Genomic DNA, 23,598 nt, shown 5'->3' with positions numbered 1-23,598 from the left:
GCCAATCAGAGGACTAGAAAAGCTGGTCATTATGTTCATTTTTTGTATTTGTTGCACTGATGCCAAAATACCTTCTATCGGACACTCGCCATTAGAAGGTATTTTTATGGAATAATATTTAAAAAAACTGGTTAGAGTTTCCTTGCTCGCGGCACATTTTATGGCTGTAGATCCCGTTGCCACAGTAAAACGGGTTGTTGCAGCTGCTCTGGTAGCGCTTCGGAATCAGGTGCAGGAAAGGCTATCGTCGGCCCATCAGGGATTGGGTACAAAGTTTCGGGAGAGGTATTTGGTACAAACCCATTCTTGAGCGCAAAAACTTTGTGGTTTGTACTGTGGATATAAAGCACTGAACCATCCTCGCTCAGGGTCGGTGCGGTACTCACCGTTTCGCCCCCGGGCAGTTGGTAACGCCATTGTTCACTGCCATCTGCGATATTCAAGGCGTAAATTGTGCCACTATAGCTCACGGCATAGATCATGCTGTGATCGGGACTCAGTATGGGGCTGGCAATCACACCACTCTCTGTGTGTACCTGCCAAAGAATGGATTTATCCGCTTTTACGGCAAAAACTCGCCCGCCTTCAGCCTTATTGACACCTACATAGGCAATGCCATTTGAAACCGCAGCCTGGCTCATCACCACGCCAATATCGTCCAGTGTCCAGGTCAATTCACCATCGGCAGAAAAGTGATAGTAGTTTCCGTCAAAGTTGCCCTGATAAACACTGTTATCTTCCAGTGCGGTGAGTGAAGCTCCGATAGATTCGGGTTGTAGCTGAACCTGCTGAAGGGATATATGGCTGATCATGCTCTTTGCTGGTGGGCCGCTTTCCCAGAGATTGCTTGGTTGTCCCGAAGCTAGAGTAACTTGTATTTGTGCAGTTTTGCTTCCAGAGGGGCCATTGGCGAACAAGGTGTAGGTGGTAGTAGTTGTGGGGGCTACTCGCACGACTCCCTTGGCCTGCAGCCCTTCAATCCGGGTTCCATTGCTATTATTGATAAGGGTTACAGTTGTCGCTCCAAGCACTGACCAGCTAAGCCCGGCACTATCTCCCGGTTGGAACAACTTTTCGGGGAGTGCTGAGAAAGCGCGGATCTCAAGCTCTGCCCCTCCCTCCGGTGCAGACAATGGCGACTCCGAAACGAGTGCCATTTCTGCGGCATCAAGCTCTTCAGAAGATAATCCCAAACATACAGCTAGAGCGAGAAACCAGACAGGTAATATTCGTAACGAAGGGCATTGTGAAGAGAGCTTCTTACACTCTGACCAAAAAGCTATGAGCAATGGGTCCATGCGAAGTATTTTGTCCATAAATAAAAAGAGGATCCGTTCACAAACTTTTAGTTATCAATAATTTGTTTTTCGACACTGCCAAAGTGGCGCTTTACTCATCTTAACTTAATGAGTGGAAATTTCAAAATACTTCACATAGATTCTTGCCGAGCTTAAAGCTTTTAAAATTTCAAAACACTTCACAGCCTGGAAAAAATTATGCAGTAGGGTGGAGTAACTGTTGATCACAACAGTTGGTGTCGACTTAAGATTTAACACCCTTCGCCAGCGCTGCGACATGGACATTGAGTTGTTGCTTGAAGTCTTTATTGCTCATTGATTTTCTCATGAGCGCTCCGATATAGCGCATGGGGCATGAGCAGTTGCACAATATAGACTACACCCTCGGCTTGACTGAACATATATTGAAAACTCATAACTGTCAGTCAAGCCTGAACTACTACATCTATTATTATTTATTTCTCTAAGGGACCCTCTGATCAACGAAGCATTTTTCCAGAATTAAGCTGAGCAGCTTGAAAAATTCACCTTATTACGCACAAACGCGTAATAGCCCACTAATTTTTCACCCGAAACCCTTAATAGGCGAATTTCAGGCGAACCACCCCTAGGCAGCCAAGTATTTTCTCCCTATTAATAAGTTAGTAAAGCCTGCCAGTAAGCATAGCCTCTCAGTATTTTTTACCAGTCCCCGATAGCGGACCTTGTCATAACCAAATACCTGTTTGATGTAGCGGAAGGGGTGCTCGACCTTCGCTCTTATCTGCGCCTTGATCTTTTCCGCTTTACGGAATACATCACGCCCTGGAAGAGTTTTTAGCTTGCTCGGCTTCATTAATATGTACCAATCCGCCTCCCGCTCTTCCAACTCTTCACGCTTCTCCGCACCAATGCACCCAGAGCCTCCCCAGATTCTTTTCTCCTCCCTGTGGAGGACTCGCTCTGTGGTTGTGACATCATGCGAATTCGCTGCTGTTGTACCTATTCTATGTATCACCCCGGGCACATCATCAACCTCGATATGCATTTTGTTGTGCTCAACTCTAAAATCCCACTGACTGCCTTTCTTTATTTGATGCACTCCTGAATTACGTTCTTTCTTTTCATTCTTAGTTGAAGTTGGTTGCAGAGATAATAGTGGCATCTACAATGGTGCCTTCACTCAGTACCATGCCATTCTCAGCAAGATGTTTGTTGATTTCATCAAAAAGAGCTGTACCTAGCTGATTGAACTCCAGTAAGTGGCGAAAGTTAAGAATCGTTGTTTCATCGGGAATTGGGTCGCTCAAAGTCAATCCAGCAAAACTACGCATGGATTCAATTTCATACAGTGCATCCTCCATAGCGGGATCACTGAGATTGTAAAATAGCTGCATGCAATGAATACAGAGCATGACACTCAATGGATATGGCTGTCGGCCACGCTTGCCTCGTGGATAGCAAGGGGTGATCTGAGCTTCTAGTCGCTGCCATGGGATGAGGGCTTCCATTTGAGAAAGTAACTTCTCTCGGCGAGCTATGCGGCGCTTTAGCTTATATTCTGCTTCGGCAAAGGTGACTTGGTGCATGATTCATCGTAGTCTTTATGGGTAGATGAATATTACCAAATTGGCTCAGAATTAATCAGAGGCTCCCTAGAAAGGGCCATATCTTTCCCTTGCTTAGGCACTGTAATTGCACCAAAACCCTGGCAAGTCTATATTACTCAGCATAAAGTAGTTCACTGGTTTCAATTTAAAGAGATCGGCCCACTGAATACAATGCTTAAGCCTGAATGGTTTAGAGAGGGAATGGCGTACCTATATAGCGGCGCTCCCGATTCAGATATCCCTGACCACTATTACCCAATGATTCAGCAGTATAAAGAATGGCACTCAGATATGGAGTGGAATGAAGTTATCAGCGCAGCGAGAGAGCTTTAGGGAGCCTCTAAATAAATCCGTAATATCTCTGCGAGCCTTCAAGGCTCATCCATGGGGCTTTCAGAGCGATTCACACCCTGCGTTGTGACTTTTTGAAAGCTCTGGACACTCTTGCCAAGCCGCACCTTGATTGTGAACCAGAGGCATCACGGAATTATTTAGAGCCCCCTAGACCTAGCCCAGATTGTTTGACACCAAATTTATAAGAATATATTCCAATGAAGATAAAGACATCACCTATAAATGCATTAATTTCTGCACTTTTCACTATTACGCTTTCCAGTTTCAGCCATGCAAAGGACGCTGAGCAGGTTGAATTTCTGAACCCAACAGGATCAGCCTCAAAGCTACCGTTTTCAGAGGCTGTAAAAGTTGGCAACCAGCTATTTCTTTCTGGCCAAATAGGGCTTTCACCGGAGACTAAGCGGTTAGCCCAAGGGGGATTCGCTGCGGAGACCAAACAGACTCTAGACAACATAAAGCAAACTCTGGAGCGCTACGACTACGAAATGAAAGATGTTGTTAAATGCACGGTCATTTTAACAGATATCAAGAATTTCCCTGAATTCAACAACATCTACCAGAAAGCTTTTGCCTCCCCCTACCCTGCAAGGACTACCTTTGCAGTGGAGTCCCTAGCGCTGGACGCCCAAATTGAAATTGAGTGCATCGCTGCCAAGTAGTCAATATTAACACTGGGAGTGCCAGACTAATCCCCCCCCTAATTGACTCATCAGGACTTTTACTGCGGTCTAAATTCTCTAGGTATACGCTTGCACTTAAACTCAACGCACAGGGTCGCCTAAGCGACCCTGTGATACCTAGACAATAAAACAACCCTACTTACTTATCTAAAAGTTGAAATCATCCAGCTTCCACCAGCAGTGCCCATCGCCAGGTATATCAAAGCCAGCTGATGTAATTCGGCCTTAAAGCGGTTGTATCCGTTAAATACAAAGGAGCCAAAATTGGGGTCAAAAAGCCTCCAGGTATTACCATTCTGTACTTGAATTGCAATTGCATGGCCGCTGTTGGGGCCCAGGAATCCTATCAATGCAAAGCCTTGATTAAGGCGGGCCATCCCCTGCCGTATCCATCGCAAAAATGTGGAAAAAGGCTCAAATGGATTCAACTGATGCCCACGGGCGATACAGTGCTCGGTATACCCATCTGTCCGACAAATCGTCCTTAACCCTGACGATATACCCATCACATTTCCCTGGATCTGCTGCTGCGCGGAAATTGCCCTTTGCATTGTATAGATAGGCTGCCCAAAGGTGGTGGTCGACCCGCCAACAGCCCTTAAAAACATACCTGGAGTTGCTCTGTTGAGGGCGTTTCCAATTCCCGTATTATGGTAACGCTGTTGCAGTCCTGCCTGGAGGTGCATATTTATATGACCGCCGGGTTGCAAGCCGAGCCTCACCCACATGTAGGATAATGCGTAACAAACTCCGCGCCTTACGTCATTGTGGACACCGGGTTGGATGTAATTTGCTTGATCCAATAGAAATTCTGTTTCTGTTAGATTCGGATTGAACATGGAGGTCTCCCTATTCTTTATAGATAGTGGACTTTTGCCTATCCGCGGTATCGCGGCCCATGTTCTATTTTTCTCACCTACAGTTTTATCTCTATCAATTTTCTTGTGGCTTTTTTAGCTCTAAGTCATTTTAAAAAGTAAACCGGAATTTGATTACACTTTATTTCAATTGGCTTTTCAGGACGCTAAGGTCAAAATTTGATAGAAATTTCCAGTTTAAATTGCGTTTGGATATGTGCAGAAAGTAAATTTATTTTTAATCATATACGAGTGCAAGTATTGCGCTGGTAATAACAAACTCATCAGAACAGTGAGCTATCAAATGCCAGCGCTAATATATCTGTTGAGAAGGCTGCGGAATCTAAATTCAACCTTCCTATATGATATTAACTGGGAAGTTGAGTAAGGAAGAAATCTCTCAGGTTCTCACCCATTACTTTACGGATCTCTTCTTCAGTAAACCCTTGCCGAAGCATTTCTGCGGTAAGCACGCCCAGTTCACTTACGTCAAATGCAACCTTTACACTGCCGTCATAGTCCGACCCCAATGCGACATGATCCACACCCAGTGTATCAATGGCATAACGAATGGATTTAACAATGCTCTTGGGGCTTGTATCACAGACAGCACCAGGCCAGAAACCGATTCCAACCAAGCCTCCTTTGCCCGCTATCTCCTTCATTAGCTCGTCACTGATATTCCGGCGTGAGTTACATGCCCCTTGAAGCCCGGTATGGGAAACAATCACTGGGCGCTCGGCAATATCCAAAACTTCGCGGACGACCTGCTCGGAGGAGTGGGCGACGTCAATCACAATAGAGCGCCTTTCCATCTCCTGCACTGCTTTCCGGCCAAATGCGCTCAAACCCTGCCCGCTTTCTCCATGCAGGGAGCCACCCAGCTCATTGTCGAAAAAGTGTTGCAACCCCATCACTCGGAAGCCAGCATCGTATAGGCGACCGATGTTTTCGATCTTCCCTTCCAAAGGATGGGCACCTTCAGTGCCAAGGAGTGCGGCCAAAACCTCTCCACCCTGCTTCCTTGCTGCAAGCACCTCTTGTAAATCTGCCGCACTTTTGACGATACGTATTTGGTCAGGCGCAGATTGCTGTAGCGCATTAACACGCTCTGCATGATAGAGCGCCCGCTCATACAGGCTGCCCCACGCCTTTACTGGCCACGCCTGAGCAATGGCCAATAAGGTTATGTTATCGCCAGCTTTGCTGGAGTTCTTCTGATAGTTCTGCCCCCGGGGAGACTTGGTAACTGATGTGAAGACCTGGATACCCAGGTTACCTTCTCGCGCCCGGGGGAGATCCAGATGACCATAGTCGGCTCGCTTCCTCAAATCCCTGGCCCACAGGAAACTATCTGCGTGGAGATCACCTACCAATAGACTTTGGTGTAGCGCTTTAGCCTCAGATGACAGCGCTGCAATTTTGCCCGGCTCTACTTTGTTCATCGACTTTTCAATAGCCGGAAGCAAAAGCCATTTCCAGCTGGCGAACAATATCACCACCATTGTTGTCAGAAGAATGAACCACTTGCTCATCTATTGTCTCCGTTAGTAGAAATCCATGGGGAAGTTTGCACAGAGGCAACAACCTTCTTCGATCCATCAGGATCGCAGAATGAAGCAATTCGAGCGGTTGCTCAATAAGCAAGCAAGAGAAATAAAACTGTGGTGGTCGTGGAATAAGCGCTGGGACACCAACCTCGTACTTATCAGAAGAGAGAAAAATGAAGGACAAGCAGTGATTAAGCTTTTACAACTGAACTTACTCGTATTATTCGCTCTATTCATGGGTGGTTGCGCCGCTTTATCGCCCAACTTTCAGCAGCCCGAGGTTGAGATTATTGGGCTGGAGCCGCTTCCTCCTGCCGTCGGCAGCGATCTGCGCTTCAGAATCCATTTGCGCATTTTCAACCCTAACAACCAAGAGCTACCCCTCTCCGGGATCTACTACAAGCTCAGTCTTGCCGGCCACAAAGTGATGACAGGAACCTCAAACAACTTATTGCCCATTGCCCCCTATGGCCAGGATGACATCTCGGTAGACGCAACTGCGAGCTGGATGGGGTCTCTATTCGCCGCCGCTGAATTAGCGAATAGAGGGCAGCAATCGGTACCCTATGAACTTCAGGCAAAAATTGGCCTGAGCAGGTCCATTGTGCCTTCCATTACAGTGCAGCGAAGTGGCGAAGTTCGACTAAATCAGAATCTGGGCCTCTACCACTAGTCCAAGCCTACTCACTTTGGATATAGCGTTTTAATCTCCCCAGTCGCCGACCTTGTCGGCACCGGGGATCTGATACTCGAGATAGTCTTCAACAGTGAATGGCATCTCACTGATGACTGCGCGCACGCGCTCACCAATAGCCTGTGTCTCGGGGCGAGCGTTGGCCAGCCCGGTATAGGGTATACCTTTGCCGCTTACTACGTCTGGGTATTTTTGTTTGAACAAGCGGTGGCGAGCCACCATATGATTGAACTGGCCCTGGGTGTAAATTAACGGCACCAATTGCGGGGACTCCTCCCGGGGGTCCATATATAAATCGTAATAGGCTTCCGGCATCCCCGACCCTGCCACCTCCCCCGCTCCCAGCCAATGCCTCTTATATCGCCCCTTTACTGTTGCCCCCAATTCCTTACCCGTATAGATAAATACATAATCCCGGCGGCCATGAGTATCGCCGTTTAGGAACAGAGCGGTCTGGTCGAGGCCATCAACGACGCGATCCGTGGGAATAGCATCAGTTGCTCCACCCAAGCGAGCGAAAGTCGTATACAGGTCAGTGATATGAATAATATCTCCTGCCGTTTGTCCCGCTTCGATAGTTCCTGGCCACCAGGCAAAAGCGGGTACGCGAACGCCGCCCTCAGTAAAATCCCCTTTGCCACCCCGATACAACATGGGCAGCATTCCCCACCCCGCCGGCGGACTGTGAACCATAGGGCCGTTATCCGCCATTGCAACGAACAAGGTATTTTCAGCGAGCCCTAAGCTTTTCAATTCTTGCATCAGCACCCCGACAAAGTTATCCATCGCCGGGAAAGCATCGGCAACCATCAGCCCGGCTACCGAGCGCTTGGGGTTATACATCGCCATGAAATTAAGGAGATTGGGCCAGTAGGCAACGAAAAACGGTTTCTTCTGCTCTGCACTGCGACGAATAAAGGCCAGCGTTCTCTGTTCTGCTTCTGGGTCAAACTTGGCGAAGCACTCGTTGGATGTTCCGCACCACTCTCGCCCGGGTTGTCCCTTTTTCCCTTCAATATTCATTACCCAGCCAGCGGGAATCAGACCAGGGCTGTCCAACTGATAGGGATCAGGTGGATAGATTTCGGGGAACATGCCCAGCACCGCATTTGCTACATTTGCCTGGGGGTTAAACAGAGAGGTAATCTGGTTCATCGGTGTGAACAACGCCTCATCGAACCCCTGATTGTGTAAATAACTCTCCTCGATATCTCCAAGGTGACCCTTGCCGAAAAAGCCTGTCGTATAACCCGCCTGCGAAAGTACCTCGGCAATAGTGACCTCTTCTGCGCGCAGACCGGAAAACTCATGGGGCATACCCACTTCACCCATGCCATAGCGCACCGGTAGCCGTCCGGTGAGCGCAGCGGCTCGGGTCGGTGTGCATGAGGGCTCAGAGTACATGCGGGTAAAGTTGATACCTTCTGCAGCCATCTGGTTTAGGTTTGGCGTTGAGTAGCCAAAGTTCTTTTGTAACGCAGGAAAGCCAACAGCCCCAAATGCAGTGTCATCCCACAGCAGGAATACTATATTCGGTGGCTGTCCATATTTCTGCCGCAACTGCTGTAAGCGTTGCTCAAGCTCCGCATCCTCTTGATCCCAACGATCGCCGTTTTGCATCTTGAGAATATAAAACTCGGCATCGTGTACAACTTGCCCCTCAACATTGAGAGTGATGCAAAGCAGCCAGATCATAATCAGGTGGCTTTGGACGGACATGAGCTTCCTATAGATCGCAGAAAAGTATCTAACAATTTAGAGGAGCGCAGGGATTTGGAAGAGGAAGAACGAGTTGGAGCGGTGTAAAGAGCGCCTCGTTTTCCAACAAATGCCAGAATCGAGGCGCCAATTTCGTGAGAGAAGTATTTCCCCTCTATCTACTTATCCTGGCTGTCGGCCATAAGGGCCGGCCATGCAGCGCGCAAATACATCACCATTGTCCACAAGGTGAGGCCGGCAGCGATATAGAGCAGCAGATATCCAATAGTTTCCATCACCGGAAACTCTCTAACATCGAAGGCAAGCAGTACAAGAATTGCTGCCATCTGTGCGGTGGTTTTGATTTTGCCTACGTAGGAAACGGCAACACTGCCGCGCTGCCCCAGCTCAGCCATCCACTCCCTTAACCCAGAGACCGCGATCTCCCGACAGATGATCACCGCCGCAGCAATCGCAAACAGCGGATTGTCATGCAGTCCCACCAGCAAGACCAATGCCGTAGCCACCATTAGCTTATCGGCAACCGGGTCCAGAAAGGCACCGAGGGCAGTACTCTGATTTAATTTTCTGGCGAGATAGCCATCAAGCCAATCGGTAATTGCGGCAACTGCAAAAATTGCAGCAGAAGCAATGTAACTCCACTTGTACGGCAAATAGAAAACCAAAACAAAAAATGGGATCAAAGCAACACGTAACAGTGTCAGTTGATTGGCGATTGTCATACTTTTCTCTATTCTTGCGGAGGGCGTACGTTATCAAGCCATCGCGCAAAATGAAACGCTTTGGAAAAAACTGGCCATTTAATCGCCAGCTCAATCCTGTTCTACTCGTGGTGTAGTGCCGAGTATATATCCTGAGCCAATTTCCGGCTGATACCATCCACGCTGGCAATCTCCGTTACTGTTGCGCGCTTTAGCTCCTGCAAACCTCCGAAATGTCGCAGTAGCGCCCTGCGGCGAGTGGGCCCTACTCCAGCGATACCTTCCAATGGAGACTCCCTGCGTTTTTTATCCCGTTTTGCCCGGTGGCCAGCGATAGCAAAGCGGTGCGCTTCGTCTCGCACTTGTTGAATTAAGTGCAGCGCTGATGAGTCGGCGGAGAGTACAAGCTCTTTGTTACTGGAAACCACATGTAATGTTTCAAAGCCCGCTTTTCGTGTAGTTCCTTTGGCAACACCAATAATTTGCACTCCGACAATGCCCAGCTCATTCAGAGCTTCAACCGCTTGTGTAACCTGGCCCTTGCCCCCGTCGATCAACAGGATATTGGGGAATTTGCCCTCGCCACCGGAAAGGCGCGTATAGCGCCGCTTTAGCGCCTGCCCCATTGCCGCATAATCATCGCCCGCCTGGATACCCTCAATATTGAATCGGCGATAATCCGACTTCACCGGGCCTCCGGTATCAAATACAACACAGGACGCAACCGTGGCCTCACCGGAAGAATGGCTGATGTCAAAGCACTCAAGCCTCTCCGGGAGCTGCTCCAGTTCTAATGCTTCCTGTAGCTTCTCGAAACGGTTGTAGAGTTTTTGCTGGGCTGCAGTTCGACTAGTCAAATTCTGTTGTGCTGCCTGTTGCGCCATCTCAACCCAAGTGGCCCGCTTGCCACGCAACTTATGGGTGATACCAACATCGCGACCACATTGCTCGCTAAGAGCCTGTTGAAGTGGTTCGAGATCCTGTAAGGCCTCTGACACTAAAATCTCACGGGGGATCTCTCGGGGACTGCCCAGGTAAAATTGCGGGACAAATGCGGAAAGTAGCTCTGGCGGTGTGAGTCCCAGGCGCTCACTGGGAAAATAACTGCGACTCCCCAGAATTCGCCCCTGCCTGACAAACAGAACGTGTACGCAACAGCTACCGCCCTCACTGGCTATCCCCAGCACATCCACATCGCCACTTGCACCTTCAGCTACCTGATCCGCTTGTAGACGACGCAGCGCGGAAATTTGGTCCCGCAGTCTCGCGGCTTTTTCAAATTCCAGCGCCCGGGATGCCTCATCCATTTGATCGGCCAACTCCTGGATAATGCTGTCACTTTTACCCGTGAGAAACATCTCTGCGTGGCGAACATCCTGGCGATAGTCCTCGGGAGAAATAAAATCGACACAGGGAGCGGTGCAGCGCTCTATCTGATATTGAAGGCAGGGCCTTGAACGGTTGCGAAAAACACTGTCTTCACAAGAGCGGATTCGAAAAGTTTTTTGCAGAAAGTTCAGGCTGTCGCGAACCGACGATGCATTTGGAAAAGGTCCGAAGTATCGGCCTTTCTTGCGCTTGGCACCACGGTGGAATGCAATACGGGGGAAAGTGTCATTGCTGGAAAGAAAGATATAAGGGTACCCTTTATCATCCTTCAGCATCACATTGTATGGGGGCCGCTGGGACTTGATCAGGCTTTGTTCAAGCACCAGGGCTTCGGTTTCACTGCGCGTAACGGTGACTTCGATGTTTCCAATACGCTGCACCAGCGCCATGGTTTTTGTCGTTAGTCCGGAGCTGCGAAAGTAGCTCGACAACCGATTGCGAAGGTTCTTGGCTTTCCCTACGTAGAGGATTTTATTTTCGGCGTCGAACATCTGGTAGACGCCGGGTTTGCGAGTTACTGTCGCGAGGAAACGCTTGCTATCGAACATCTGGCAACCGGCCTCAATATTTTAAGAAATCAGCCACTTTTCAATTAAAGTGCAGCATCTGGGTCGAGAATTTGGTGTTTAACAGCGAGGATCGTCAACTCTACATCACTATTAATATCCAACTTCTCAAAAATCCTGTAGCGGTAACTATTCACCGTTTTGGGGCTTACCGAGAGAGACTTTGCAATATCCGCAACCTTGGCGCCATTGACGATCATGTCTGCAGTCTGCAATTCCCTTTTAGATAATTTTTCAAACGGAGATTGCTGATCATCCTGGCCACTGACACTGCGCATCGCCATTTTGGTTGCCATGGAATTACTGATAAAAACACCACCTGAAATAACCGTCCGTATCGCTCGAACCATTTCTTCAAGGTCCGCGCCTTTAGTCACGTAACCCATTGCCCCAGCCTGCATCAAGCGGCCCGGGAATAAATCATCATCGAGTGCACTAACGGCAACAACCTTTGCCTCCGGGCACCGCTGCAGCAGCTTTCTAGTCGCTTCAAGGCCGCCCATTCCTGGCATTTTTACATCCATCAGAATGACATCAACATTAGACCGGCGAACGAATTCCAGGGCCTCCTCGCCACAGTTTGCCTCTCCGGCGACTTCTATATCCTCAACATCACCCAGCATGCGCGAAATGCCCATTCGCACAAGATCGTGATCATCCACCACTAAGACTTTGATCAAGCTATCCCCAACTACGGATAAGTGCAGTGGCTACGCCGCGTATACATCCCCAACGCACGAGCTCTATAAACTGCGTTCTTCTTTTTAGCTCACGGTGAAACTACCCCGTGTAGGTCCCCCCGGAACCCAACCGCAACATACCAGACAAAAACGCTACTGCAAAGCAGAAGCACCGTTTCAAATGCTGCTGAACAGACATTTGACCACAGGATCTTGCTGCCTTTATAACATTTAATTATAGCGTAAAAACGTACCAGTTAATTTTTCTGCGATCAAGATGAGCACTTCCGCAAAATTTGCGATAGAAGATTCATTTTATCGCAGAAAATATTTATGAAAGAAATCGGAATATGAGAAAATGTTAGAGGTTGAATTCGTTATAACAAAATAATCGTCAACAACTAGGGACCCTCTGATCAACGAAGCATTTTTCCAGAATTAAGCTGAGCTGCTTGAAAAATTCACTTTATTACGCACAAACGCGTAATTTGCGCGTAATAGTCCACTAATTTTTCATCTGAAACCCTCAATAGGTGGATTTCAGGCGAACCACCCCTAGGCAGCCAAGTATTTTCTCCCTATTATTAAGTTGGTAAAGCCTGCCAGTAAGCACAGCCTCTCAGTATTTTTTACCAGTCCCCGATAGCGGACCTTGTCATAACCAAATACCCGTTTGATGTAGCGGAAGGGGTGCTCGACCTTCGCTCTTATCTGCGCCTTGATCTTTTCCGCTTTACGAAGTGCATCACGCCCTGGAAGAGTTTTTAGCTTGCTCGGCTTCATTGCTATATACCAATCCGCCTCCCGCTCTTTCAACTCTTCACGTTTCTCCGCACCAATGTACCCAGAGTCTCCCCAGATTCTTTTCTCCTCCCCGTGGAGAACTCGCTCTGTAGTTGTGACATCATGCGAATTCGCTGCTGTTGTATCTATGCTATGTATTACTCCGAGCACATCATCAACCCCGATATGCATTTTCATTCCAAAATGCCACTGATTGCCTTTCTTTGTTTGATGCATTTCTGGATCACGTTTTTTCTTTTTATTCTTGGTTGAAGTTGGCGCAGAGATAATAGTGGCATCTACAATCGTACCTTCACGCAGTACCATGCCATTCTCAGCAAGATGCTTGTTGATTTCATCAAAAAGAGCTGCACCTAGCTGATTGAGCTCCAGTAAGTGGCGAAAGTTAAGAATCGTTGTTTCATCGGGAATTGGGCCGCTCAAAGTCAATCCAGCAAAACTACGCATGGATTCAATTTCATACAGTGCATCCTCCATAGCGGGATCACTGAGATTATAAAATAGCTGCATGCAATGAATACGGAGCATGACACTCAATGGATATGGCTGTCGGCCACGTTTGCCTTGTGGATAGCAAGGAGTGATCTGAGCTTCTAGTCGCTGCCATGGGATGAGGGCTTCCATTTGAGAAAGAAACTTCTCTCGGCGAGTTATACGGCGCTTTAGCTTATATTCTGCTTCGGCAAAGGTGACTTGGTGCATAATTCATCGTAGTCTTGATGGGTAGGTGAATATTACCAATATTGGCTTGGAATTATTCAGAGGTTCCCTAGAACAATTCTCTACTGAAATTCAGGCTGAAAACTGTCAACCCCACCCAATAACTTGCACTTTTCTATTGGGTACTTGCTAACTGCAATTCAGTGAAGAATAAAAGAAGGGATTGTCCGCACCCTCATGCAAACAATCTTGAATGGATTAAGGGTAATAGCGCGGCTCAGGCTCCAGGGTAACACCAAACTTAGCCTGCACATCAGAAGCGATAGCGCGAGCCAATCGTGTCACCTCATCACCCCGGCCCCGGCCGGGATTAACCAAAACCAATGCCTGCTGGTGGTGAACACCGACCGCTTCTTGCCGCCTGCCCCGCCAACCAGCGCGATCAATTAGCCAGCCTGCCGCCAGCTTCCAACCTTCACCGCTGGCATAAGCTACTAAATCGGGATGTTCCGATTTTAGGTTTTGGTAAATGTCCGCATTCACCACAGGGTTTTTAAAGAAGCTGCCAGCGTTGGGAATTTGATCGGGGAGCGGCAATTTACTGTTGCGAATATCGATAACCGCAGCGGAAATTTGCGCGGGTGTTAAGGAGTTACAATCCCAACCTTGCTGGTCAATAAATTGCTGTAGAGCCGGGTAAGCTACCTTGGGCTGCCAATCTTGCGCAAGGCGAAGGTTAACCTGGGTAATAATAAATTGATCGCGCAACTGCCCTTTAAACACACTGTCCCGGTAATCAAACTCACAGTCCGACGCGGAAAAGTTATGTAGTGCACCTGTAGAAACTTCCATGGCCTGCAAACTGCAAAAACAGTCGCGCAACTCTACGCCATAGGCGCCGATATTTTGGATTGGGGCTGCACCCACTTTACCTGGAATCAGCGCGAGGTTTTCCAAGCCTCCCATGCCCTGCTCAACAGTAGTCATAACCAGCTGGTGCCACCCCTCCCCGGCCGCAGCCTCAATCGTACCGCCACGACCATTGGGAGTAATTGTTAGCCCTCGCAGCCCAACCTGAATGGCAAGCCCGGGAAAGTCTCCCGTTAATACGATATTACTGCCCCCACCCAACGGCAGAATCGGCAAACGCTTCTGCTGCGCAAAGCTCAAAGCCTCACGCAATTCATCCAGGGTTTCCACACGCGCAAAATAAGCGGTGTTTGCTGAAATCGCGAGAGTATTGTGGGGCTGTAAATCGATATTGGCTTCAATCATTAGGTTCTACATCAGGCCAAGGCTTCTCGCATACGCAGAAGATCCTGTTCAGTATCTACGCCACCGGGCACTTCTGCGCAGGCATCCGCTACGTGAATCTCTTGGTCGTGGTAAAGAAAACGCAGCTGCTCCAGAGCCTCGAACTTTTCTAGCGGGGCCATAGGCCAGGAGACAAACTGGCGCAATAGCGCAACACGGTAAGCATAGATACCAATATGGCGACGAGGTTCCAAGCCCCTTGGCAGTTCACTGCTATCCATCGCAAAGGCATCTCTGGGCCATGGGATTGGCGCTCGTGAAAAATACCTGGCCAGCCCGGACTCTGTTGTCACTACCTTGACGATATTCGGGTTGCGAAAATCCTCCACTGAGGTGATGGGCTCCGCCAGGGTTGCAACGCCGGCTCGCTTGCTAGCCGCCAGGTTTTCAGCTACTTGATTTATCACCTCGGCGGGTATCAAGGGTTCATCGCCCTGCACATTGACCAAAATGCGGTCCTCGGCAAGGCCCAGGTTCTGAGCCACCTCCTGCAGTCGGTCAGTTCCCGAGGCATGCTCGGCAGATGTCATACACACCTCGGCGCCGAAGCCGTGGGCCACCTCCGCTACACGCATATCATCGGTGGCGATAACCACCCTCTGAGCATCGCTCTCACGGGCACGCAAATAAACATGCTCCACCATCGGCTTGCCGCCGATATCAGCCAAGGGCTTGCCTGGCAGGCGGCTCGAGCCATAGCGTGCGGGAATAATGACGTCGAAAGAAGAGTTACTTTTCATTTTCACTAAATTGTTGCAAGTGCTTGTGTACTTTTTGATAAAAAAGGTCTGGCAGCTTGGCCCGCACCTCGAGCGCCCACCAATGACTCTCCCAGAAATCACGACATTTCACCGCATCTTTCATGGTCATGATCACGGGGGTTTCCCCATCGAAATGCAGTTCCTGGGGGCTGAATTGATGATGATCGTCAAAAGGTTGCTCTGTCACCTCGAACCCTAGCGCTTGCAGTGACCGGAAAAACCGCTTGGGATTACCGATCGCCGCCACCCCGTGGCAAGGCCCCACCTCAGGCCCTGACGGCAGGCGCAATGTGGAGGTTTGATCGAGGTTAAACTGGTGCCAACAGGAAGGCTCGAGCGTCATTTCAAACTCTAAAAGCCCACCGCACTGACCCCTGACTTTGGCTTCTGGCTCTCCATTACTAACCAGCATGTCGACGCTTTGCAGGCGTGTCACCGGTTCCCTCAGAGGTCCTCTGGGCAGCATATGGCCATTGCCCAAACCGCGATGACCATCAACTACACAAATTTCATAGCTGCGCCACAAACTATAGTGCTGCAGCCCATCGTCAGACAAAATAACATCGCACTGGTGATAGTCGATCAGGGCCTGCGCCGCCTCGGTGCGATTGGGAGAAACCATCACCGGCACGCCAGTGATTAAGTGCAGCATCAGCGGCTCATCCCCGGACTCCAGGGGGTGGGATTGGGCAGTCACCTGGTAGGGATATTTTTCTGCTCGACCACCATAGCCACGGCTGATAATCCCCGGATTGCGACCCCGCTCCTTTAGCCAGCGAGCCAGCTCCGCCACCAATGGCGTTTTACCCGCACCGCCAACGGTTATATTACCAATGACGATGACAGGAACTGATAAGGGCTCCGGTGGAGTGCGCGAACTCATTACCCGGCGCCGCTTGCTCACCCCCCCATAGAGTAATTCCAGCGGGGTGAGCAGGGAGAGCGAGCGACCTTCACCCTTTTCGGGGTACCAGCGCTTGTTAAACCAGTCTTCCAGTGACATCCAGGTGCCCTACCCCATTGTTTGCTGCTGTAACAGAGATGCGTATCGACCACCCTGGGCGAGCAGCTCTGCGTGATTCCCGCTCTCTACAATTCGACCTTTCTCCATCACCAGGATGCGATCGGCATTCTCGATCGTACTCAGGCGATGGGCGATAACAAACGTAGTGCGGTTTTTCATGACTTCAGCCAGAGCCGCCTGAATATGGCGCTCCGATTCATTGTCCAGTGCTGAGGTGGCCTCATCCAAGATCAGTATGGGCGCATCCTTAAGCAGGGCACGGGCAATAGACAAACGCTGGCGCTGGCCGCCGGAGAGCATCTGCGCATTATCCCCCAGAACCGTATTCGCCCCCTCAGGTAGCTCTTCAATAAATTGAGCTGCATGTGCCTGCTCCATAGCACGCAGAACATTTTCCTTGGGTGCATGTTCCAATTCACCGTAGGCAATATTGCGATATACAGTGTCGTTAAACAGCACGATATTTTGGGAAACCATACTGATATGGCGGCGCAACTCTTTAAGTGGCACCTTGGAAATATCACCCCCATCGACCAGGATACGTCCACCTGTCGGCTCGTAAAATCTAGCCAGCAGACTTACCAGCGTGCTCTTGCCGGAGCCAGATGCACCCACCAGGGCCACCGTTTCTCCCGGATTTACCGCGAAACTGATGTCGGAGAGTACTTTGGGTGCTGCCGGGTCATAGCTAAACTCAAGCCCTTCAAAAGCTACTGTGCCATTCACAGGCTTAGGTAGCTGAGCTTCACCATCCTGGGGCTCTCTGGGAGCATCCATTACTTCAAAGATACTCTCCGCTGCCGCAATACCCTTTTGGATATCGGCAAAAATTTCGGAAAGGCTGCGCACCGGCTTGGCCAGGGATGCAGCCGCACCAATATAGGCGGCAAAAACCCCAGCAGTCATGGACTCAACCATACCCGGTGCCAGAGCCAGCCAGACAATAGTTGCGGTAGACAAACCAACCAGTATCTGAATCACAGAAACACTGGCATTGTTTGCTACTACGAGCTTCATAAACTGCCGACGGTTATTGTCACTGGCAGAGAGGAAGCGGGATTTCTCGTAATCCTGCCCCCCATACATCCGCACCACTTGATAGCCATTGATCGCCTCCTGAGTGACATGGGTAACGTCGCCCATGGAATTCTGGATGCGATGGCTTAATTTGCGGAAACGCTTACCCACGATACGCACAATAAAGGCGATCAAGGGGGCAAAAAGGAAGAAGGTTAAAGTCAGCTTCCAGTTCACCAGTAACAGGTAGGTCAAGAGACCGATTACCGTAAACGACTCGCGGAAGAGTACCTTCACCGCCTTGGTGATGGAGTTGGTTACCTGCTCAACATTGTATGAAACCTTTGAGATCAGGTAAGCGCCGGTATAGCGGTCAAAATAGGAGCTGGGAAGCTGGCCAATTCTCTCAAATAGCTGTGTTCGCAACTCGTGGATCACTGCACGGCCCACATAGGCCAAACCATAGCTGCCGACAAAATTGCCAATAGCCCTAAGGACAATAATCAGCAACATTGCAAGCGGTACAAGCCAACGAGCAGTCTCCTGGGGCATTACTCCGTCGGGGTAATAGGATGCTACAAACTTTGAGAGAAACCCGCGACTCTCTTGGATACCAGCTCCCACTGCATCGAGCAACAGCTCGGTCACAGCAATCAGGCTGACGCCCATGATCGAAAACAGGAAGAAGCCCAGTACCGCAACCCCGAAAATCGCCATGTGCGGGCGGGCATAAGTGAGCAATCGACGGTAAGTTTCCGCCCCATTTTGCGGTTTGCTGGGGGGCGCTTTTACTTTCTTCATACAGACCAATGAATGGACTCGCCCCACCTGGGGCGAGTGGGCACAGAAACCGAAGGTAAGTCAGCTCCCTACAGGGTTCCGCGCTAGTTTTCTTCCGGCTGCCGTGTAGTAATGCTTAGGTTGACAAAGCCTAGCTGTCCAGCGGCATCCATTGCCCGAACCACGGCTTGGTGATGAGCGGTGGCGTCGGCGGTTATCACAAGCGGGCGATTGTACTCGCCTGCGGAAACTTCCGACAGCGCAGATTTGAGGGTGTTGATCTTCTTATTGATCAAAGCTTGTCCATCTACTGAATAAGAACCATCAGCACTGATCAAAATCTCTACAGATTTTGGTTGATCAACAGACTGAGGACCTGCTGCTTCAGGCAGGTTCAGCTTAAGATGGCTTTCCTTGGTGAAGGTTGTAGACACCATAAAGAAAATCAACAGCAGGAATACCACATCGATAAGTGGTGTCAGGTTAACCCCTTCCTGCTCTGTGGCTTGGCGGCGGAATTGCATCGCTTGCTACCCCGCTCAGGCCGCATCTTCGATTTTACGATCGCTGTGCAGAGCATCCACAAGCTTGACAGCTTCCTGCTCCATTGCCACAACAATCGTGTCAACGCGACGCTGGAAGTATCTGTGCGCCATTAACGCTGGGATAGCGACAGTCAGGCCAGCGGCAGTAGTGATCAATGCCTGGCTAATACCACCGGCCAGTACGCCTGCATTACCGGTACCTTCCACCATAATCGCGGTAAAGACCTGGATCATACCGATCACAGTACCCAGCAAACCAATCAGCGGTGCTACGGCAGCAATGGTGCCCAGAGCACCCAGGAATCGCTCCAGTTCATGCACAACCTGGCTGGCAGTTTCCTCGATGCTATCTTTCATTACTTCGCGACCGTGGCGGGAATTGGACAGGCCCGCAGCAAAAATTTTTCCCAGTGGGCTGGAGTCGCGCAGCTCCTTCAATTTTTCCGCATTGACCTGGTTATTTTTAAGCCAGCCCCATACCTCACCTAATAAAGTACGTGGTGCAATATGCTGCGAGTGCAAAGTCCAGAAACGCTCGACACAAATAGCAATAACCGCTACAGAGCAAAACAGGATTGGCCACATCAGCAGGCCGCCGGATTTTATTATCTCAAACACTTTCTTAGCCCCAGAAAACCAGAGGGAATTTTTGGAAAATTATTACTGCGTCCTCGACGCAGAGCAGCACTTTATCACAGCTGGTGCCGGCGGCTAAGTCCTCCCACGCATCCTTATTCCCTGTTGTGACTCGCATACCAAAACCGTGGTGCCAAACGAGCCTGTAAAATTTGCGGCTCTTGTTCTCCGGCTCGCCAGAAAAATTCTACCGCCCCGCTCTCCGCAGTACTGAAAATGCTGGCACCGAAGTTTTGGTAGCGCTTCACAACATCGGTGTGTGGGTGGCCAAAGTGGTGGCGGAAACCGGCACTAAATACAACCCGTTTAGGTCTGGCCCATTCGAGTAAAGCGACCGATGAGGAAGAGCGGGAACCATGATGGGGCGCAATCAGTACGTCAACAGCAGAAAATTGTGGATACATTTTAGACAGTTGATATTCAACCTTACGACTGATATCCCCAGTAAGCAGTAAACGCACCCCCTGCCACTCAGCCAAAATTACACAGCTGTGATCGTTTTCCTCACCATCCAGTAATTCCTCTCCCTGTGCTGTTGAGGAAGGCCACAACCATCGAAATGATATATCTCCCAGTTGCTCTTCCGTTCCTGCCCGACATTGCTCAGTAATCGTGGCTGGCGATAATGGTAAATTGCTAGCTAAAGTCCCCGGAGCATACAGCTTTTTTGCCTCAATGTTTCTAAGTAAACCCTCCACGCCGCCGGCATGATCCCTATCTCCATGACTGACGATTAGTACATCGAGTTCACTACCTCCGCTACTCATCAAGTAGGGAGCCACTATCGAACCTCCCGCGCTCCAGCCCGAGGGGATTGAAGGCCCTGCATCGTAAACAATACGGCTTTTTCCGGTGCTGATAACTACTGACAACCCCTGACCAACATCCAGCACTGATAATTTCAAACGCTCATCTGCCGGTGCCAATGTAGAAAGCCAGGGCTGAGCAACTGGAAGAAAAAATAACCAGCCCAACTTACGCCCTGGCAACCCTTTAGGCAGCAAAAGTAGCACCGCGCCAAGCCCGGCAATGACTATCGCCAATGCAGTGGAGGCAATCGCAAAACCACGAAACCCCGGTATCGAATGATCGACAATATTGAGTGCAGTCATCAGCAGATCCAATTGCCAACCTGCGAACTGCAGCAGCCAAACACCCAGCTGAGTATCAATAAATACAGCACCTAACATAAGTGATGGCAAAATAGACAGGCCCATCCAGGGAATCGCTACAAGATTGACCAATACACCTGAAAGGCTAAAGCCTGAAAAATATATTATCGATGGGATAAACAGGCCAATTGCAATCAGCCACTGGCTTCGTAACAGCTGCCATAACGATAATTGGGAAAACCGGTGCTGCCATGAGGTTACAGCACCAGAGGCCTCAGCCTTCGGCCTCCATTGCGGCTCTCGACTTAAGCTAATTCGCCCACTAAACCCCAAAAGCAGACTCCCGACGGCCACGAAGGACAACCAAAAACCAGCACTGTAAAAAGCCAGTGGCTGCAGGGTAAGCACTATTGCCAGTGCCAATGAGAAAGCAAAACCCGCTCCCAGTCTGCGCCGCCAGTGCCACCCCAGCAACAGCACCCAGGTCATTACAAGCGCACGTTGCGCGGATAGAGGAACGCCGGCGATCAAGGTATATACAAGGCTCGCCACCAAGGCGAGTCCTATCGCAATACCAAAACGGCTGGTGCCCGTAAAAAGCCCAATCCCTTTTGCCAGTACGGTGCCCATCAACAAAATACAACCGGCTACCATGCCCACATGTAAGCCGGATATGGCAATAAGGTGGCCCGTACCTGTCCTTTTAAGCAGGTCGGTATCACCTTCGCTCAACTGACTGCGATCCCCAAGCAATAGCGCAGCTATCAGGTCCGGTCGTTGGATCGGTAACTGACTAATTAGGGAGCGCAATTCATCCCTTAACCCGATAATGCCATTCCCCTGCCCCAGCCACTGAGGAGGATAATCGCGGGGGCGAACATACCCTGTTGCCGTAATTCCCTCTCGCAAAAGCCAGCCTTCATAGTCGAATGTATGTGGATTAACGCTCCCCCTGGGAGTTCTCAATCGCACAGGCAATATCCATTGAGAGCCACCCCGCAGGCGAGCCAGAGCCTCATCGTCAACTCGATACCAGGTTAGGTTGAGAAGGCTTCCGATAGGTAGCTCTGGCGGTGCTAACTGGCCACCCTCTTCACCTAAAGAACTGGAAACAATATCCACAACTCGAGCGCGAAAACGCACCGTTTGTGATTCTGAACTAGCGCCAAACCCTCCCCCCTCAGTTAATTCAGGCAGCGAGACCAGGTTCAACTGAAGTACGAAGTCCGCACCATGTGCACCGAGGGGGAGCCGGCGATCCAGCGATGCTTCATGAGAGTGGAGTGCCCAGGTCGCACCAATAAAGGAGAGAAAGATCAGAGCAAGGGGGCGCCAGCGGCGTATTACCACCCAGGCAAACAAGGCTAGAGAGAGATACAGTGCCCACAGAGTGCTTTCAGCGGGTAATCGGGCAAGACATCCCACTGCGATAATAGATAGCGAATAGACCCAAAGATATATGCTGGGCCCCATGTAGACGACAATGCCTCTCGCCTTAGCCAGCAGGCGAGAAAGCCGCTGAATTCGCTCGCGAAAACTCCATAATTCCAACCCCAGCGCCATCCCTTACACCATCTTTTTGTTCAACTATTGACCACCTTCACTCAAATCAACGATGATTGCGAACCGCCGCTTCAGGCGCCTAAAACCTTAATATGGCTAGCTAACCTGCCATTCATAGCACTGGCCAGTCACATATTTTTAAGAAAAATGCCATTTTTAACATGTTTGTAATATTCAAAACGCAGAATCCGCACCAAATCGAAAGGCAGCCAACTAGGACGACACGGAAGGCACCTTTCAACCCAAAACCATAAACTGTGCGAGACGATTATGAATAAGACCGCTCTCTCTCTGGCCATCGTTGCCATGGTACCTGCTCTGGCCAACGCCCAAGATGAAGGCGATGTACTCGACTTTTACGGCAAAGCCAACGTCACCTTCCAGGCTGCTGACGAAGGTGACGATTCCGTCACTGACGTTCAGAGCAACGCTTCCCGCCTGGGCGTTAAGGGTGAAATAGCCCTGACTGAAGGCGTTAAAGGTATCTACCGTATGGAATACGAAGTAGATATGGACGGTGACGCTGACGATACTTTCTCCCAGCGCAACATCTACGCAGGTCTGGAAGGCGGCTTTGGCCAGGTCATCGCTGGTAAGTTCGATACTCCCCTGAAAGTTGCCCAGAAGAAAGTTGACCTGTTCAACGACCTCGAAGGCGATATCAAGAGCCTGATCACCAGCAGCGATAACCGCGAAGAAGACGCACTTCAGTACACTACTCCTTCTTTCGGTGGCTTCAAAGCTTCTGCGGCTTTCATCAGCAACAAAGAAGAAGTTATTGACGAAACTACCGGCGAAGAACGCAACAACGGCGTTTCCATGTCTGTCGCCTATGACAACAACGGTGTTTACCTGGCCTACGCTATGGACCAGGACGTTGAAGGTCAGGACGTTGACGTTCATCGTTTTGTAGCTCAGTACAACATCGGCCCTGTACAAGTAGGCGCCCTGTTCGAAGAGCAAGATGCTGACGGCGGCGAAACTGTCGACGGCTGGATGAGCTCTGTAGCTTACAAACTGGACCAGTGGACTCTGAAAGCCCAGTACGGCCAGTCTGATATCAAAGAAGAAGGCGGCGAGACTTTCAGCCTGGGCGCAGACTATAAATTCAACAGCGCAGCCAAAATTTTCGGCTTCTACACCGACGAAACTGCTGACGAAGACTACGATCGCAGCTACGCCGGTATTGGTGTTGAATACAAGTTCTAATCATTCCTTAAATGTGGCGGTCCAAATTGGAAAGTGCGACTCTGCCGCTTGGGGAAGATTGAGCAATGAAAAAGGCGGCCTTTGGCCGTCTTT

At 49.9% G+C, this 23,598-nt stretch carries 20 protein-coding genes; 4 read left to right on the top strand and 16 right to left on the bottom strand.

Features of this window, described 5'->3' with window-relative positions; all coding sequences use genetic code 11:
• Nucleotides 1-158: 158 nt before the first annotated feature.
• Complete coding sequence (locus tag ACJJIN_RS05350; RefSeq protein ID WP_444897185.1) at nt 159-1,193, bottom strand: BamB-related PQQ repeat family beta-propellar protein; 1,035 nt, start codon at nt 1,191-1,193, stop codon at nt 159-161.
• 712 nt (nt 1,194-1,905) lie between these two features.
• Nucleotides 1,906-2,866, bottom strand: a protein-coding gene (locus tag ACJJIN_RS05345; protein ID WP_444897184.1) for an IS5 family transposase whose coding sequence is annotated in 2 segments (ribosomal slippage) — nt 1,906-2,421 and nt 2,423-2,866 — 960 coding nt in all. Because the reading frame shifts where the segments join, the coding sequence is not laid out codon by codon here.
• Nucleotides 2,867-3,088: 222 nt separating this feature from the next.
• On the opposite strand from ACJJIN_RS05345, the gene ACJJIN_RS05340 reads away from it, so the two are divergent.
• Nucleotides 3,089-3,220: a hypothetical protein gene (locus ACJJIN_RS05340; RefSeq protein ID WP_444893794.1), complete on the top strand. Its 132-nt coding sequence runs from the start codon at nt 3,089-3,091 to the stop codon at nt 3,218-3,220.
• A 218-nt stretch (nt 3,221-3,438) separates the two neighbouring features.
• Nucleotides 3,439-3,903: a RidA family protein gene (locus ACJJIN_RS05335; RefSeq protein WP_444897183.1), complete on the top strand. Its 465-nt coding sequence runs from the start codon at nt 3,439-3,441 to the stop codon at nt 3,901-3,903.
• A gap of 164 nt (nt 3,904-4,067) precedes the next feature.
• Here ACJJIN_RS05335 and ACJJIN_RS05330 read toward each other — a convergent pair whose 3' ends face one another.
• Nucleotides 4,068-4,763, bottom strand: coding sequence for a YopT-type cysteine protease domain-containing protein (locus tag ACJJIN_RS05330; RefSeq protein WP_444897182.1), 696 nt, complete (start codon nt 4,761-4,763; stop codon nt 4,068-4,070).
• Nucleotides 4,764-5,149: 386 nt separating this feature from the next.
• The gene (locus tag ACJJIN_RS05325; protein ID WP_444897181.1) at nt 5,150-6,316 is read right to left on the bottom strand and encodes a dipeptidase; all 1,167 of its coding nucleotides are present in this window, start codon (nt 6,314-6,316) and stop codon (nt 5,150-5,152) included.
• A 79-nt stretch (nt 6,317-6,395) separates the two neighbouring features.
• On the opposite strand from ACJJIN_RS05325, the gene ACJJIN_RS05320 reads away from it, so the two are divergent.
• Entirely contained in the window at nt 6,396-7,004 is a 609-nt protein-coding gene (locus ACJJIN_RS05320; RefSeq protein ID WP_413665677.1) for an LEA/WHy family protein, read from the top strand.
• A gap of 30 nt (nt 7,005-7,034) precedes the next feature.
• On the opposite strand, the gene ACJJIN_RS05315 is transcribed toward ACJJIN_RS05320, so the two are convergent.
• The 12 genes from ACJJIN_RS05315 to ACJJIN_RS05260 all read right to left on the bottom strand — a co-directional run bounded on the left by ACJJIN_RS05315 (nt 7,035) and on the right by ACJJIN_RS05260 (nt 22,296).
• Nucleotides 7,035-8,744: a sulfatase-like hydrolase/transferase gene (locus ACJJIN_RS05315; RefSeq protein WP_444897180.1), complete on the bottom strand. Its 1,710-nt coding sequence runs from the start codon at nt 8,742-8,744 to the stop codon at nt 7,035-7,037.
• A gap of 158 nt (nt 8,745-8,902) precedes the next feature.
• Entirely contained in the window at nt 8,903-9,466 is a 564-nt protein-coding gene (pgsA, locus tag ACJJIN_RS05310) for a CDP-diacylglycerol--glycerol-3-phosphate 3-phosphatidyltransferase (RefSeq protein WP_444897179.1), read from the bottom strand.
• A gap of 101 nt (nt 9,467-9,567) precedes the next feature.
• Nucleotides 9,568-11,382 carry an excinuclease ABC subunit UvrC gene (gene uvrC / locus ACJJIN_RS05305; RefSeq protein WP_444897178.1) on the bottom strand — a complete coding sequence of 605 codons (1,815 nt, stop codon included), beginning with the start codon at nt 11,380-11,382 and terminating at the stop codon, nt 9,568-9,570.
• Between the two features lie 44 nt (nt 11,383-11,426).
• Nucleotides 11,427-12,080 (bottom strand): response regulator, encoded by a 654-nt coding sequence (locus ACJJIN_RS05300; RefSeq protein WP_413665673.1) that lies wholly within the window; start codon nt 12,078-12,080, stop codon nt 11,427-11,429.
• A 555-nt stretch (nt 12,081-12,635) separates the two neighbouring features.
• Entirely contained in the window at nt 12,636-13,586 is a 951-nt protein-coding gene (locus ACJJIN_RS05295; RefSeq protein ID WP_444895065.1) for an IS5 family transposase, read from the bottom strand.
• A gap of 216 nt (nt 13,587-13,802) precedes the next feature.
• Complete coding sequence (gene murB, locus ACJJIN_RS05290; protein ID WP_444897177.1) at nt 13,803-14,819, bottom strand: UDP-N-acetylmuramate dehydrogenase; 1,017 nt, start codon at nt 14,817-14,819, stop codon at nt 13,803-13,805.
• A gap of 11 nt (nt 14,820-14,830) precedes the next feature.
• Complete coding sequence (kdsB, locus tag ACJJIN_RS05285; protein WP_444897176.1) at nt 14,831-15,598, bottom strand: 3-deoxy-manno-octulosonate cytidylyltransferase; 768 nt, start codon at nt 15,596-15,598, stop codon at nt 14,831-14,833.
• Nucleotides 15,588-16,622, bottom strand: a complete 1,035-nt coding sequence (gene lpxK, locus ACJJIN_RS05280; RefSeq protein WP_444897175.1) for a tetraacyldisaccharide 4'-kinase — start codon at nt 16,620-16,622, stop codon at nt 15,588-15,590. The genes kdsB and lpxK overlap by 11 nt, the downstream gene beginning before the upstream one ends.
• A 9-nt stretch (nt 16,623-16,631) precedes the next feature.
• Nucleotides 16,632-18,461 carry a lipid A export permease/ATP-binding protein MsbA gene (gene msbA, locus ACJJIN_RS05275; protein WP_444897174.1) on the bottom strand — a complete coding sequence of 610 codons (1,830 nt, stop codon included), beginning with the start codon at nt 18,459-18,461 and terminating at the stop codon, nt 16,632-16,634.
• 83 nt (nt 18,462-18,544) lie between these two features.
• Nucleotides 18,545-18,964 (bottom strand): ExbD/TolR family protein, encoded by a 420-nt coding sequence (locus ACJJIN_RS05270; protein ID WP_444897173.1) that lies wholly within the window; start codon nt 18,962-18,964, stop codon nt 18,545-18,547.
• Between the two features lie 15 nt (nt 18,965-18,979).
• Nucleotides 18,980-19,603, bottom strand: coding sequence for a MotA/TolQ/ExbB proton channel family protein (locus tag ACJJIN_RS05265; RefSeq protein WP_413665667.1), 624 nt, complete (start codon nt 19,601-19,603; stop codon nt 18,980-18,982).
• Between the two features lie 113 nt (nt 19,604-19,716).
• Nucleotides 19,717-22,296: a DNA internalization-related competence protein ComEC/Rec2 gene (locus tag ACJJIN_RS05260; RefSeq protein ID WP_444897172.1), complete on the bottom strand. Its 2,580-nt coding sequence runs from the start codon at nt 22,294-22,296 to the stop codon at nt 19,717-19,719.
• A 270-nt stretch (nt 22,297-22,566) separates the two neighbouring features.
• On the opposite strand from ACJJIN_RS05260, the gene ACJJIN_RS05255 reads away from it, so the two are divergent.
• Nucleotides 22,567-23,505 (top strand): porin, encoded by a 939-nt coding sequence (locus ACJJIN_RS05255; protein WP_282932674.1) that lies wholly within the window; start codon nt 22,567-22,569, stop codon nt 23,503-23,505.
• The last annotated feature ends 93 nt before the right edge of the window (nt 23,506-23,598 follow it).

It is taken from the genome of Microbulbifer maximicatervae (SeqCode), assembly GCF_052467505.1.
This window is presented reverse-complemented; position numbering and strand designations above follow the sequence as displayed.

Excerpts from the sequence above, each read along its gene's own strand:
- ACJJIN_RS05340 (WP_444893794.1), top strand. The coding sequence starts at position 3,089 with ATGGCGTACCTATATAGCGGCGCTCCCGATTCAGATATCCCTGACCAC.
- ACJJIN_RS05335 (WP_444897183.1), top strand. The coding sequence starts at position 3,439 with ATGAAGATAAAGACATCACCTATAAATGCATTAATTTCTGCACTTTTC.
- ACJJIN_RS05330 (WP_444897182.1), bottom strand. The coding sequence starts at position 4,763 with ATGTTCAATCCGAATCTAACAGAAACAGAATTTCTATTGGATCAAGCA.
- ACJJIN_RS05325 (WP_444897181.1), bottom strand. The coding sequence starts at position 6,316 with ATGAGCAAGTGGTTCATTCTTCTGACAACAATGGTGGTGATATTGTTC.
- ACJJIN_RS05320 (WP_413665677.1), top strand. The coding sequence starts at position 6,396 with ATGAAGCAATTCGAGCGGTTGCTCAATAAGCAAGCAAGAGAAATAAAA.
- ACJJIN_RS05315 (WP_444897180.1), bottom strand. The coding sequence starts at position 8,744 with ATGTCCGTCCAAAGCCACCTGATTATGATCTGGCTGCTTTGCATCACT.
- pgsA (WP_444897179.1), bottom strand. The coding sequence starts at position 9,466 with ATGACAATCGCCAATCAACTGACACTGTTACGTGTTGCTTTGATCCCA.
- uvrC (WP_444897178.1), bottom strand. The coding sequence starts at position 11,382 with ATGTTCGATAGCAAGCGTTTCCTCGCGACAGTAACTCGCAAACCCGGC.
- ACJJIN_RS05295 (WP_444895065.1), bottom strand. The coding sequence starts at position 13,586 with ATGCACCAAGTCACCTTTGCCGAAGCAGAATATAAGCTAAAGCGCCGT.
- murB (WP_444897177.1), bottom strand. The coding sequence starts at position 14,819 with ATGATTGAAGCCAATATCGATTTACAGCCCCACAATACTCTCGCGATT.
- kdsB (WP_444897176.1), bottom strand. The coding sequence starts at position 15,598 with ATGAAAAGTAACTCTTCTTTCGACGTCATTATTCCCGCACGCTATGGC.
- lpxK (WP_444897175.1), bottom strand. The coding sequence starts at position 16,622 with ATGTCACTGGAAGACTGGTTTAACAAGCGCTGGTACCCCGAAAAGGGT.
- msbA (WP_444897174.1), bottom strand. The coding sequence starts at position 18,461 with ATGAAGAAAGTAAAAGCGCCCCCCAGCAAACCGCAAAATGGGGCGGAA.
- ACJJIN_RS05270 (WP_444897173.1), bottom strand. The coding sequence starts at position 18,964 with ATGCAATTCCGCCGCCAAGCCACAGAGCAGGAAGGGGTTAACCTGACA.
- ACJJIN_RS05260 (WP_444897172.1), bottom strand. The coding sequence starts at position 22,296 with ATGGCGCTGGGGTTGGAATTATGGAGTTTTCGCGAGCGAATTCAGCGG.
- ACJJIN_RS05255 (WP_282932674.1), top strand. The coding sequence starts at position 22,567 with ATGAATAAGACCGCTCTCTCTCTGGCCATCGTTGCCATGGTACCTGCT.